This window comes from Salipiger bermudensis HTCC2601 (genome assembly GCF_000153725.1).
GTDB classification, from domain to species: domain Bacteria; phylum Pseudomonadota; class Alphaproteobacteria; order Rhodobacterales; family Rhodobacteraceae; genus Salipiger; species Salipiger bermudensis.
Map to the genome: position 1 here is coordinate 3,952,629 of NZ_DS022276.1, position 13,061 is coordinate 3,965,689.

Below are 13,061 nucleotides of genomic sequence, written 5' to 3' on the forward strand. Positions count from 1 at the left end.
GGCCTGGATTGCGGCGTCGCTATAGGTTTGCTGGCGACCGCGCCGCCCGGACGGCGCCGCTTTCCATTGCATCAAGGGATCGAACCAGACGGTCAGCGATCCGCGCCGCCTCAGCGCCTGATTGTAGCTGCGCCAGTTGGTGGTCTTGTAGGTCGGCTTCGGAGGTCTGCTCATGCTGCCCGGCTAGCATGCTGGATTCACGAGATGAATCCCCTAGATTTGCGCAACAACGCCGGTTCGCGGTCTCAGTTATTGAATATGCCGAAGCAAACAGTATCCCCTTGGCGCGACCGTTGGTCAACTTAGACTTCAGTGACTTTTAGGTCCACCGAAATTATAGCCGACTGGACGCGATCAACATTTTTCATGATAGTTTTGGCCCGACACTTCACACCGCTAGGAATCTGCCATTTGCTGCGATGCAGAAAATCTGCAAGAAGGGCTCCAAGCGGCCATGCGGCAGCGCGGCAGGCTCCTCGCTCAGGTGAGCCTGCCGCAGGGCGTGGACGGCCCAGAGCTGACCTTGGCCCACTGCCAAGACGCCCCACCGCAGTGTCACAGAAGCGGCCATTCCTCCTGGCCGCAGCATTTTGAACGATCGAAGGTCGGGAGAGCGCAGGCAGCGGACGCACCCTGTCGAGCAAGGGCGCCTCACTTCACAGGCGCGCTCGGCCAAATGGGAAACGCGGGGAAGGACGGTTTTGAGAAACTGTTTTATGTTCCTTCGGTGCGATTTAATGTTCGGAACAAAAACTCCGGACACCATAGGTATTGATTTTGCTGTCCTACGCTTGAACTGAGTAGAACCAAACCAGAGAACGTTTGACGTACACCCTCAACTGACGTCATTCTAGTAATCCGTCCACTTCTTTTGCGGCATAACTGAGTGGGCGGGAGGGGATTTGAAAGGCTTCGAAGTGCTCTTCGGAACAGTTTTTTGGTCGTCGCCACCGTCTTGGGAATCCTGAATATGCCGGCTCTTGAAATCCGCGATGCGATCAATCTCGAGAAATGCAATCGACGCTTGAGGTTGGCCATGCATGTGGAAAATTTGTCGCTTGTAAGGCTTCGTAAACGGAGCATATGCGTTGCTTCCTCCGTACAACCCATTGTTTGCAACAAGGACCATCTGAAACATATGGTAATGAAGCGCCTGCGCCATTTGATCGAATGTACCCACGTCCTTGTTCAGCGCAGGTATCAAGTAGACGTCAGAATGATCTCTCAAATCAGCTGCCAGACTCAGATCGGTAGCGTCGTAGCAGATCGACGCGGTTAGCCACAGGGGATCATGCCCAGGTTCATTGGTCCATTGGTAGCCGACTAGCCACTGACATGGCCGGAATGGGCGTATCAAAGTAACTGGACTATTAAGCTTGCTCTCTTCAGGTGCCAGATTTCCTTTACCCTGCCGTCTGATTTGAACGCGAAATCCACCGGTGGCGTCTTGCATCGGAAGAATCCAAAGTGCGCTATTAACAAGAGGTTTGCCCTTCTCGACTTCATCATATGTCAAACCTGTAACCACCGTAGTGCGATACTTACGCATGAAGGGGACAATATGAGTACCAACGTCTGCAGGGTGAACCGCTAGCTCCGGTAGGATAAGGAGATCCAATCGACCATTCTGGTCCTTGTGCGTTTCTCGCAATTCCAAAGACTTAATGACTGCCGATAGAGCTGCCGAGAGATGTCTTCGATGGCGAACGCGTATGCTCTTATCAGACATTGTGAGATCAGATTTCTGAAAATCTTCTTTTTCTCCGGGGATCACTGTTTGCACAACACAAGCACGAATTGGCTGCGTGGAATTCCCGGAATATGAACGTGGAAGATTAATAGGCAGAACATCGACACTTTTACCGTGAAAGCCTTCAAGTAGGGCCGACCTTTCCCTAAGCGATCGAAGCAGGTGGTCAGATGAGTTACTAAGATCGAATCTTCCTTCTACTTCCGGGCAGCCGGGCCACTTTAGTAGTTCAAACAGCAAGTTCTCCGTCCAATCAGAAATAGGCAACCAATCGTCACCAAAGGCGGAGTGTCCGCTGTAGAGGCCGTAGAACCTTTGGTACCAATGACTCGTAGCGGGGCGGTAGATGGTATCGGATTCTTTCCAGTATGAAGTCTTGACAGGCTTAGTGAAATCCCGGCGCGCCGTTAAAATAAACCTTAGCAGGTAGCCTAGCTGAAAACGCCATTTCTCGTCGTCGTGGCACCAGTCCGGGGGTGAATACAAAGACCCAGAGCCTTTCCCGGAACTCTCTATTCGCACCGAATCCACCGTATGCCTTCTCGTATCGCTTTCAGACAACGAAACGTACACATCCGATGGTGAAATATAGTCGTGAACTTTGCATTCTGAAAGTTCCACGAGAAAAGCAGAGGCAAAACTGATCAAAGAGTATTCGTTTCGGAGTATCTCCCTAGTTTCCTTAGATAGGACCAGGTCGGCCAGCTGTAGTTCACGCTTCCGGCCTCTAGATTTCTTATAGCTCAAGCTGGATTTTGAAGCGCCATAGAACATTTCAAGCATCGAGGGATCAAATTCCGCCATCTCCGCACCGAAGTCGGGATCCAATCTGGCGATTTTATTCGCCCTTGCCGCAGTAATGTTTGTTGATACTATCGATCGTGTCTGTTCGATGCTCCGAAACGATCTTCTGGTCAGAACAGAGTATGTGGCGAATTCTTCATCTGTAAGGTTTTCAAAATTTCCCGAAAGAAAATTCTGAAGTTTGCCGTAATGTCTGCCGACGACAGCTGGCTCTGCGAGTACTATCGGGTCTCCACTTGTGGCCAAGAGAAGGTGCGCTTGCTGCACTAGGTACCAGGGTAGCGCAATTGAACTGCCTTGAAGCAAGGCGCTGGCTCGCCCGTACAGTTCGCTTCTGAATTTATTGATATCAAGCCGCGATGGAAGCTTCTCATCATCATCGACAAAAGCTGTCTCAACAGCTCCTGCGCGGAAGACTTCCGCTAGGCAGTACGAAGAAACAAGCACCTCCAGAGAGTTAGGCTCGTGATCATTGATCGCCCCCATTAGCAGGTCGAGAATTCGCCTCAGCAGATGGAATTCGGGCCAAACATCTAACCCAATTCGTAGCAACCGCACATTAGATGGATCTTGGATCCACTTTGAAACCATTTCATACGCAAAGGCTCTTGCTTCTTCATCCAGCTCTTGCCTCGTCAAGTCGGAGCCGAACCGCGAAGTTGCCAAATCCACATCGTCTTGGTTGCTCTCAAAGTAAAGCAACGGACGCAAAGAGCGGTATGTGCTTCGAAACCTCGCGGCGGCGAAGCGATCGACCGTTTCGTCCTTCACGTCAGGGACGGGCAAGAACTCTAGGCTGGAAGTCGCAGATTCCCTAGCACCGAGTCTTTTCTGAGCACCGATTAGTCCAAGTATTGATGATAGTATTTCGCTACCTCCTGTGGCATCAAAACCTCCAGAGACAGCGGACTGAATTCTGCGCATCTTTTGGCTCTGCCTAACGACAGGCCGTTCTTCGCCACGGAATACCGCGGCAACAGTTTTCTCCCTTGAGGTTGTAAGGCCGGGCGCTGCGTCGTTCAAGAGATCATTTAACCATCTGGAAAGCTCCCCCTCTACTTTATCGATGCCCGTTTCGTTTTCGACAATTAGAACTAGGCGTATGTCATCAACATACCTAGCGCAGTCCATCAATTTTACTCCAGGCATTATGTAGGTATTTATCGACCCCACCATTGCTTCATCGAAACTGAGAAGTACGGTATTTGCCAAAAATCCCGACGCCACAAGGCCCTGCGGAAGGCACACTCTATCAAAACTATCGAGAGAAGCCTGTCTTTTGTATTCACTTACTAGATCATTATCATCTTTATGCCAGCGCCAATCTAGATAACCACAAGCGAAATCAAAGAACTCCATCTCAGATATGTTTTTCTGAAATTTTCTAAGCGAGCTATGGAGCAGCTCTGGAGCCACTCGATCATAGAACTGTCTGAGATCTGACTGCAGAATGACAACTTTCGAGTCGGATTGAGGAAGGGCTTCAGCTATGGCGTCAGGACGTTCTAGAAATGATCGATAATCCTGGAAGTAACCTCTATATAACTTTGCAGATCCCCAGCGATGCCTTAGCTCGCTACCCTCTCTGTCACAAAATAGCCGATTCCCGTATGAAACCACTCGATCGACCGGTAAATCCGTGATGGGGTTTCTTGGATCACCCTGTGCAGTCTCCACGCGATCCGCCAGCAGTAGCATCAATGCCGTCGTTACCACCTGATCTTCGATCGAAACGTGGGCTAATGGCCGCAAGCGAGCGGATGCCCCTGATGCCTCCATCGGGGCCCATTTCCCATTTCCAAAGACGCCCCACTCTTGGCTCTTTGGAGCTGGCACCATCCTCAAGGGATCACTGGATGATGCGTTTCCCGATCGGATTTTCATTGAAAGGTTTGAGATGAAAGTCTGGAGATTTACTGCCGTCAAGTCTAATTCGAGTGTATCAGAGAACCAATTGTGATATCGGATATGTGCGGAAGCTTTCTTCCATGCTTGCACTAGGACTTCTTCACGCGCCAATTCGTCAAGACTCAATGCGAGTTTTTCGATCAATTTTACACCTGTTTTCGCATGGAAGTATTAGCAAAATAGAATATCGTGTGCTTTACAGGTTGGCAACGCGCCCGAATCTAGGAGCTGCCTAGTGTTGCCAGTTTATTGCGCCAAGCTGTCGATGTGGCGTTTCTGCTTGGCTGGCCGCTGCTGCGGCAATGCGCTTATGTTCAGTGATGCCTTCTAGTGCAGTACATTCACATTCTCTAAAGCAGACATCGCGCTCGGCAGGTCGGATGGCAGCATTGTCCAAGTCACGTCATGAAGGGCGACCACTGGTCGTACCTTCGCTATGTCGGCTACCTGTGCTTCGCTGCTGTTCATCCTGGACGCAGCGAACGGCGTCTCTCCGCCCGTCGCGCAACTCTGGGTCGCATTTTTAGATGGCACGCGCCAGGAAAAGATTAATGCTTGCTATCCTGAGAACGGCCACACAATCTGGAAATTGAGTGCCACCCACCTTCCCGCCGCTTCGTAGTGCGCGTTTTAATACATAGAAAACAAACAGATACCGAAAACAAGGGCGAGGCTTAGGCCCCGCCCTTCATCTGGTTATCCCGCTTCCACAAGGGCTGCAGATTCGTGTAGTGACAAAGCTTCGCCAAGTCTTCGACGGTGCTCGCTGCCGACAACGGTATGACATGATCGATTTCCCATTGACCGTATCTCGGCCAGGCCATCCCCTCGCTAAATTGAGCAGTGATGTATTGCTTCAATCTTCTACGATCGCAACCCAGCGCTTCGACAGGACTTACCCTCCCACGCAACACCTGCCCCGACCTTCGCTGCACGGATCGATACATTCTGAATGATGGATCAGCCGCGGACCTCCGCCGCTCCCGTTCCCGTGCCTTCTCTGCATTGCATTGAATGCACTGCCCGTTACTGACATAGCGCTCCGCAAAATGCCCAGACTTGCAGGGCTTTCCCGTATTGAAACGCGAAAGGCCGCACTGGGCGGCCTCTTCACGGGTAATAGATTTTGATTTTGTGCTCAGAGGATCACACATCTGAATCCCTTCACATCAGCCGTAACAGGTTCATAGCGGAGCACAGGTTTGGCCGTACGCCCGCAGCCAGGAACAAAGCGCCACCCTCGTGTATGAAGCGGCTTGCACTGTTTCGACCCGAATACACGCTTCAAGTCTTTGCTCGCAATTTCGGTTTCGCTCTCAACATCCGACGCATTTAACGTTATCGGCCGCTTTCCAGCCATAGCTGAAGCCAACAGGCCAAAGAGTCTTTTACCCTTGGTATTCTGAGAACTTGAATGGTCGTCGATGTATGAAGGAGCAGCTGCTCCGGGAAATATTGAGTCGTAACTTTCCGTAAAAAGCCCTCGATCCATCGTGGTATAAAGACGCATTGAATTCGCAAATCCACGTTCATCGATCAGGCGTACGCTTCCACGGCTGGCCATCTGCTTAAAATGCCGCAATCTATGTGCTTTGGACACATCAGAAACCGCGCCTGTGCAATGACTTCCATTTGCTTGGGACAATTCGTCATGAGACACTGTAAGCCCTCGTGCTGCAAGGCTCCGAGCGAGGTAGATATGCCGAGGCTGGTGAAATTCTGCGAACAAGAAAATGACGCTACAGCCTCGGTATTCGTTTGAACCTACACCCATACCCCAATTCGCCACTTTGACCTTTCGGCCCGGTATCGGATTCATCGCATCCAAATAGTCACGGACCCTCTTTGGCACCACAATCAAAACACTTTCATCTATTGTTGACTCCGCTCTGACGGTGCGCTTTACCCAAGAAGCATACCCTCGTATGGTATCGGAAGATGCCGACCGGCTGGACGCAAGTTTAAATTCAGGCGGCTGATTGATATGGAAAGGATCCAGATTCCGATATGAAACTGTCCCGCCGCTATATCGTTGAAATGGCTTCCCCGCTTGAACCAAAGGTGAATATCCGGCCGTTGCATCTAGGATGACGAGACCAGGGTGACTTTGAAACCGATTATGAAAGGTCACTAAGTTTTTCTGGCCATTCGCTTCTCCCGAACGGCGTGCTTTGGCGCGTGAAAGAAACGCCCCTCCATTTGCGCTAGAAATGACACCATTCATTGTATTTTCCAAATTATGCAGATTATCGACGTCGTTCAGACGAGTTAGATCGACAGCCTTCAGAAGGGATAAATCTCCCGGAGCGACTAAATCTGGAACTGAAAAGCTTGAGCGTTTCGCACCGCACTGCGCTCTAAATGCTCTAGCCGCCTCACGGATCACTTTCGATGCAGTCTGATAATTGGGAAAGCGCTCAAGCTGATCGGCGAGTTCGTCGACATCCGACGGTGAAATCTCTGATATATGCAATGGGCGTTGTTGCGCAAATCTAGGGGATTCATCTCGTGAATCCAGCATGCTAGCCGGGCAGCATGAGCAGACCTCCGAAGCCGACCTACAAGACCACCAACTGGCGCAGCTACAATCAGGCGCTGAGGCGGCGCGGATCGCTGACCGTCTGGTTCGATCCCTTGATGCAATGGAAAGCGGCGCCGTCCGGGCGGCGCGGTCGCCAGCAAACCTATAGCGACGCCGCAATCCAGGCCTGTCTCACCCTCAAGGTCCTCCTCGGGCTGCCGCTCCGCCAGACGACGGGGTTCGTGGCGAGCCTGCTGGAACTGTCCGGGCTGGGGTGGTCCGTTCCTGACTTCAGCACGCTGTTACGTCGTCAGAAGACCTTGGACGTCAGCATCCCGTATCGCGGCTCCAAGGGGGCGCTTCACCTGCTAGTAGACAGCACCGGCATCAAGGTGGAGGGCGAAGGCGAGTGGCACACGCGCAAGCATGGCGGCTCGAAACGGCGTGTGTGGCGCAAGATCCACCTCGGGATCGACGAGCAAACATTGGAGATCCGGGCCATCGAGGTCACGTCCAGCAATGTCGGCGATGCGCCGATGCTGCCAGATCTGCTCGCCCAGATTCCGGCGGAGGAGGAGATCGCCACGGTGACGGCCGACGGCGCCTACGACACGCGCGCCTGCCACGATGCCATCGCCGCCCGTGACGCGGCAGCGGTCATTCCGCCGAGGCGGACCGCGAGGCCATGGGAGCCGGACACTGCCGGAGCCCGGGCGCGCAACGAAATCCTGCGGGCGTCAAAGCACCTGGGCAGGGCGCTCTGGCGGAATTGGAGCGGGTACCACCGCCGCAGCCGGGTCGAAACGAAAATGAACTGCGTGAAGCAGCTCGGCCAGCGGCTGATGTCACGGGACTTCGACCGCCAAGTGGCAGAGGTCCAGATCCGCGCGGCGGTCATGAACCGCTTCACGGCTCTCGGCATCCCGATGACCGTGGCCGCAGGATAGGTGTGTCTGGGGAAAGGGGGACTGCGGTCACCAGCTGATTTGTCCAACAACGCCTATGCAATGTGTCCGGGAACTCATCTAGAAACACATGAGTACGCGGCGAACCATCATATTTTCGAATTCCATAATCACATTCTGTATCAGCTTCACTAAAGTAAAGTTCATGTGTGCAGATAACGACCCTACACTTCCTTAGAGCTGCCTTCTGGCTTGGACCGTTGGTGTTCACATGTTCCTCCACTCTGTCTCCAATCCTTTGCGCGGCCTCTATGCTAGCATGAGCCGAAGTATAGATTGAAAGCTCGCCGTCCGGGAGCAAAGGCGAAATAAGATCATATACCTTTTGCGCTTCATTTATAGTGGCGACGACATAGGCCGCTGAGTAATTCTTCGCGTAGATGGTCCAAGTAGCGATAAGCGCAGTGCAGAAGGTTGTCTTTCCACTCCCAGTCTCAGAACAAACCAGCTTCGGGACAGAGTTTTTACGATCCGAATCTGCTTGTTTCACAGTGCTCAAGGCAGCATCGAAGAGTGCTCGATTGGACTTCATGCCAAAGGGGGTTGGCTTTCCGCAAACTGCGCTCGATGATGTCCCGGGAAGTGGTGTAGCTCCTCATGGGCCTCGCGCTTTCGAGCGGGCCGAGCTGGTCAGTCGCTCTGCGCTGCAGGCAGACTGACACCGAGATCATCGCAGACGGGCGCGAGCGTTTCCAGCGTCATGTATCTGGCGCGCTGGACTGTCCATTCCTCGGTCTGCTCCATGAGGATCGCGCCGACGAGGCGCCGGATCGAAGCCTCGTTCGGAAAGATGCCGACGACGTCCGTGCGTCGCTTGATCTCGCCGTTCAGCCGCTCGATCGGATTGGTGCTGTGCAGCTTGGTGCGATGCTGGGCCGGGAAGGTCATATAGGCCAGGACGTCCTCCTCGGCCGTGTCCATGAGCGTGGCCAGCTTGGGGAGCTTGCCGCGCATCTGGTCCGCCACGAGACGCCACTGGGCCTTCGCCGCCGCGTGGTCGGGCTGGGCAAAGGCCGTGGCGATGAATGCCGAGACCACCCGGCGGCTGTTCTTGCCGGCATGGGCGAGCGCATTGCGCTGGAAGTGGACGCGGCAGCGCTGCCAGGTCGTGGACAGGACCCGGGCGGTGGCGGCCTTGATGCCCTCATGCGCATCGCTGATCACAAGCTTCACGCCGCTGAGGCCACGGCGGACGAGATCACGCAGGAACTCGGTCCAAAAGGGTTCGGCCTCGGAGGCCCCGATCGCCATGCCCAGCACTTCGCGCCTGCCGTCGGTGTTGACGCCCACCGCGAGCGTGACCGCAACCGATACGATCCGGCCGCCCTGGCGCACCTTGAGATAGGTGGCATCGATCCAGAGGTAGGGCCATTCGCCCTCGATCGGCCGTGTCAGAAAGGCATCCACGCGCTCGTCGATCTCCTCGCACAGTCGGCTGACCTGGCTCTTCGACACCCCGGTGCCACCCATGGCCTGCACCAGGTCGTCCATCGATCGCGTTGAGACGCCGTGGACATAGGCCTCCTGGATCACGGCCGTCAGGGCCTTCTCAACAGAGCGCCGCGGCTCGAGGAACGAGGGGAAATAGGAGCCGGTGCGCAGGCGCGGGATGCGCAGTTCGACGCTGCCGGCCCGGGTCTGCCAGTCCCGATCGCGATACCCGTTGCGCTGCGCCAGGCGCTCGCTGGTCTTCTCACCATAGTCAGCACCGGTCTTGGCGCCGACCTCCAACTCCATCAGCCGTTCGGCAGCAAAGCCGATCATCTCGCGAAGCAGGTCGGCATCGGCGCTCTTCTCTACCAGCGCACGCAGGTCCATCATGGGTTTGGTCATCGGGGGCATCCCTCGGTTCAGGTTGGTGTCAGCAACCCGACCCTACCGAGAAACCCGATGGCCACCGAAAGCTACACCACGACCTGGGACCTCACCATGCGCTCTGAGTTTGGCAGGCCGCATGGAATATCTGTTCATAGTTCAAGTTTCTCTCCACAAAAGAAAACCCGCCGTGAGGCGGGTCAGGTGATTTCAAATGTAAAACGGCGTATTTTTCTATGGGTATCTTTTAGGAAATTGCGCCGATGACTTCAGGTGTGCCATTTCGTGGCGCTCCGTTCTTGTCTATATGTGAGCAGTTCGTCAGGAGGATGGAAGGAGTTTCCAGCATCCATTTGTTTTTAAATAGAAATTTAGAAGCACACTTCCCGTTCCGGAAGTACCTTTTGACGGACTGTGATCAGGCAAAACACAGAGTGAGCACCGATAACTGAACCCTAAGCCACAGATACTTACTTAGAAGGATGCTTACTCAACTCTATCCTCGCTGCTGTCCTTCTCGGTTTTCCGAAAGCACTTTCCACTGATCACTGCTGCTTCATACGTCTCCGTACCACGCGGCACAAAATATGGACCTGAAGAGTAGTAGCGCTGATGTGTAACCATCGACGCAACTCCGGTTTCAAGGTGGATAGTGAAGATCGACATATGGTCCAGAAGTGGAACCTTCGGTGTGTGAGAAAAGACCATAAATCCGTCTGGCTCTACTAAGAAGTATGGACCGACGGACATCGCCCACTCGCCGTTCGCAGTACGCATTTGGACTTCATAACTCCCGTCAACCCGAATAACACGCCACGAATGCCCGTTAGATTCCTTACTGGAGAGACGATCCAATCCTGCGCCAGAATAAGCCTTGTGCATCTCGCAAGTTAATTCGATGTGCTGAGCGCGTGCCATTCTGGGCTGCAAAGAAGCCAAAACCGCCACAGCAAACAATAGACCTTTCATGCCGCAGAGCCTGCCTTATTGAACTTCAAAACAATATTTTCTGCACGTAGGTGAGTATATCGGAACAGCATTCTCGGGTCTCGGTGCCCACTTATAAGTGCAACTTCGGGGACCGACAAACCCATCTCAAAGAAGCGGCTGACTGCTTCATGCCGAAGATCATGAAAACGTAGGCTCTCAATTTGCTTATAGTCTTCGGCTACTTTGCCCTTACAGCGCTGCCAGCATTGCCTAAATGCGTTCGCTGAAACAGGGAATATTCTAACCGAACTGTCATCACAGACTTCCAACATATCTCGCAACACATCAACTGCAACGGCGGTCAGTGGGATACGCCTAGCATGGCCGTTCTTTGTCTCTCGGATCGTCAAAGTGGATGTATCCATTGAAACATCACACCACCTTATCGAAAGTATTTCCCCTCGGCGCATCCCCGTTTCGATTGCGAGCACGATCCCGGCACGAAGCCAGTCGTTTCTATAGGACTGACAGGCTGTCAGCAGAAGATCAAGCTCGCCGGGGCGTAGGCGCCGCTCCCTCGGATCAGGCGCTTTTGGTTTGCGCACGTTCGCAAGCGGATTATTCTGCAGCGGCACATCCCACTCTAGCCGCGCAACCTCAAAGATCGATCTGAGCAATCCCAAGTCGCGAATAACGGTACCCGGCCTTACAGTGCGGAGGCGTTCGTCTCTGTAGCGACTGAAGACCTGTGGCGTCACCTTCGAGAGAGTTCGGTCAACCCATGTCTGCCGAAGAAAACCATCGATCCGCTTGCTCTCAGATGCAGCGCCACGTTTGGTAGCTGTTACTTCTCTTCGGTAGCGCTCCAAGAGGTCGCGTACGGTGACCCGGTCCAGAACACGTATGTCAATCCTTAGTGCCGAGGCCTGAAGTTCTGCTTCTGTCTGCTTGGCCCAGCGTTCGGCATCGCGCTTGGTCGTAAAGGACTTGGTTTGCGATGCATGCCCCTTGATACGGACCTGCGCATGCCACTTACCATTGCGATTTCTGATGGCAGCCATGTCTTAGCTCCTCTTGGTGTGCCCAGAGTGTGCCAAGTTGCTTTTCAGTGGTTTTTCGCCGCGTTCCTCTCTAAGCGCAAACCGCTTGCAAATAGAGGAATAAGTATGGCGCACCCGATAGGATTCGAACCTATGGCCTCTGCCTTCGGAGGGCAGCGCTCTATCCAGCTGAGCTACGGGTGCCTGCGCCGGGGTGATAGTGCAAAGCAAAGCGGCCCGCAATCGGGAATTCCCGTTCCGCGCCGCTTTCCTGCACTCACTCCGGTCGGCGCGCTTCGGCCAGCATCGTCATCTGCGGGATCATCTCGGAGACCGTCACCTCGGCAAAGCCCGCCGCCCACAGATCCCTCGCCAGCCCTTCGGCATCGACCGAGCGCGCCTCGGGCGTGAAGGCGGTGTGCTGGAGCTGCCAGAGCGCCGCCAGCGGCGGGCCGCTGCGGTCGGCATGGACCACGAAATCGTGGATCAACAGCCGTCCGCCCGGCATCAGCCGATCATGGGCGGCGCGGAGCAGCCCCTCATGCGCCGATCCAGGCACGCCGGAGAACAGGTAGGACATCAGCACCACGTCCTGCCCGCCCGGCCAGTCGGTTTCGAGCGCGTTCCCCTCGACATACGCGATCCGGTCCGACAAACCTGCCTCGGCGACATGGCGGCGGCCGAGCGCCGCGACATTGGGGAAATCGACGATGGTGGCCGAGAGCTCCGGGAAGGCCTTGCACAGCGTGATCGCGAAGGCGCCAGTTCCGCCGCCCACGTCGAGCAGCTGGCGCGCCCCCGACAGGTCGATGCGCTTGGCGAGCTGGCGCGCCGGGCCGAGCGAGCCCGCATGCTGGCTCTCGGAATAGAGCCGCGCCTGCTCTGGGTCGGAGAACCATTGCTCGTAGGAGGCCGTGGCCCCCTCACCCAGCGCCCCCGAGACTGCGTCACCGAGCTGGCCCATGAGCCCGTACATCTGCTTGCCGACCTGAAGCCGCAGGTAATCGCCGAAATCGTATTTCGCGCCCTTCACCAGAAAGGCCTCGGCGGCCGGTGAATTCGCAAAGCGCCCGTCCGAGACCGTCACCAGCCCCAGCCCTGCCAGCGCGGTCAGCAGCGTCTCGGCGCGATCGCGATGCAGGCCGGTGCGGTCTGCCAGCGCCTCTGCATCAAGCGCGCCCTCGGCGAGCACGGTAAAGAGGCCATGATCCAGCGCAGTGAACAGCGCCTGTGACCCCATGAACCCGAAGGCAATTCGCGAAATCTCGTCGGCGTCCGTGACCGGCCCCATGCATCTCTCCCGCTTGTCGATGGTGCGGCGAGGCTAT

At 55.0% G+C, this 13,061-nt stretch carries 8 protein-coding genes and 1 tRNA gene; 1 reads left to right on the plus strand and 8 read right to left on the minus strand.

The window, feature by feature from the left end:
- The 3 genes from R2601_RS26120 to R2601_RS26695 form a co-directional block, all read right to left on the minus strand.
- A partial coding sequence (locus R2601_RS26120; protein WP_007801172.1) for a transposase occupies positions 1-174 on the minus strand: 174 nt, incomplete at its 3' end.
- Between the two features lie 676 nt (positions 175-850).
- The gene (locus tag R2601_RS26690) at positions 851-4,606 is read right to left on the minus strand and encodes an RNA-directed DNA polymerase (protein WP_144266929.1); all 3,756 of its coding nucleotides are present in this window, start codon (positions 4,604-4,606) and stop codon (positions 851-853) included.
- A gap of 994 nt (positions 4,607-5,600) precedes the next feature.
- Positions 5,601-6,983, minus strand: coding sequence for a hypothetical protein (locus R2601_RS26695; protein WP_144266930.1), 1,383 nt, complete (start codon positions 6,981-6,983; stop codon positions 5,601-5,603).
- Positions 6,984-6,997: 14 nt separating this feature from the next.
- Between R2601_RS26695 and R2601_RS18690 the strand changes: the two genes are divergently transcribed.
- Positions 6,998-7,930 (plus strand): IS5-like element ISRssp5 family transposase, encoded by a 933-nt coding sequence (locus tag R2601_RS18690; protein ID WP_007801183.1) that lies wholly within the window; start codon positions 6,998-7,000, stop codon positions 7,928-7,930.
- A gap of 648 nt (positions 7,931-8,578) precedes the next feature.
- Here R2601_RS18690 and R2601_RS18695 read toward each other — a convergent pair.
- From R2601_RS18695 to R2601_RS18705, 5 genes are all read right to left on the minus strand, one after another.
- On the minus strand, positions 8,579-9,781 hold the full coding sequence (locus tag R2601_RS18695; RefSeq protein WP_007792467.1) for an IS256-like element ISPebe1 family transposase: 1,203 nt from the start codon (positions 9,779-9,781) through the stop codon (positions 8,579-8,581).
- A gap of 468 nt (positions 9,782-10,249) precedes the next feature.
- The gene (locus R2601_RS26700) at positions 10,250-10,732 is read right to left on the minus strand and encodes a hypothetical protein (RefSeq protein ID WP_144266931.1); all 483 of its coding nucleotides are present in this window, start codon (positions 10,730-10,732) and stop codon (positions 10,250-10,252) included.
- On the minus strand, positions 10,729-11,754 hold the full coding sequence (locus R2601_RS26130) for a tyrosine-type recombinase/integrase (protein WP_007801185.1): 1,026 nt from the start codon (positions 11,752-11,754) through the stop codon (positions 10,729-10,731). Before R2601_RS26130 ends, R2601_RS26700 begins: the two co-directional genes overlap by 4 nt.
- Positions 11,755-11,860: 106 nt before the next feature.
- Positions 11,861-11,937, minus strand: a tRNA-Arg gene (locus R2601_RS18700).
- Between the two features lie 73 nt (positions 11,938-12,010).
- A complete protein-coding gene (locus R2601_RS18705; protein ID WP_007801186.1) occupies positions 12,011-13,024 on the minus strand; it encodes a methyltransferase in 1,014 nt (337 codons plus the stop codon).
- Positions 13,025-13,061: the final 37 nt, after the last annotated feature.

What these genes read in the sequence shown, in the direction of transcription:
- R2601_RS26700 (WP_144266931.1), bottom strand. Translation starts at nt 10,732, where the DNA reads ATGAAAGGTCTATTGTTTGCTGTGGCGGTTTTGGCTTCTTTGCAGCCC.
- R2601_RS26130 (WP_007801185.1), bottom strand. Translation starts at nt 11,754, where the DNA reads ATGGCTGCCATCAGAAATCGCAATGGTAAGTGGCATGCGCAGGTCCGT.
- R2601_RS26695 (WP_144266930.1), bottom strand. Translation starts at nt 6,983, where the DNA reads ATGCTGGATTCACGAGATGAATCCCCTAGATTTGCGCAACAACGCCCA.
- R2601_RS18705 (WP_007801186.1), bottom strand. Translation starts at nt 13,024, where the DNA reads ATGGGGCCGGTCACGGACGCCGACGAGATTTCGCGAATTGCCTTCGGG.
- R2601_RS18695 (WP_007792467.1), bottom strand. Translation starts at nt 9,781, where the DNA reads ATGACCAAACCCATGATGGACCTGCGTGCGCTGGTAGAGAAGAGCGCC.
- R2601_RS18690 (WP_007801183.1), top strand. Translation starts at nt 6,998, where the DNA reads ATGAGCAGACCTCCGAAGCCGACCTACAAGACCACCAACTGGCGCAGC.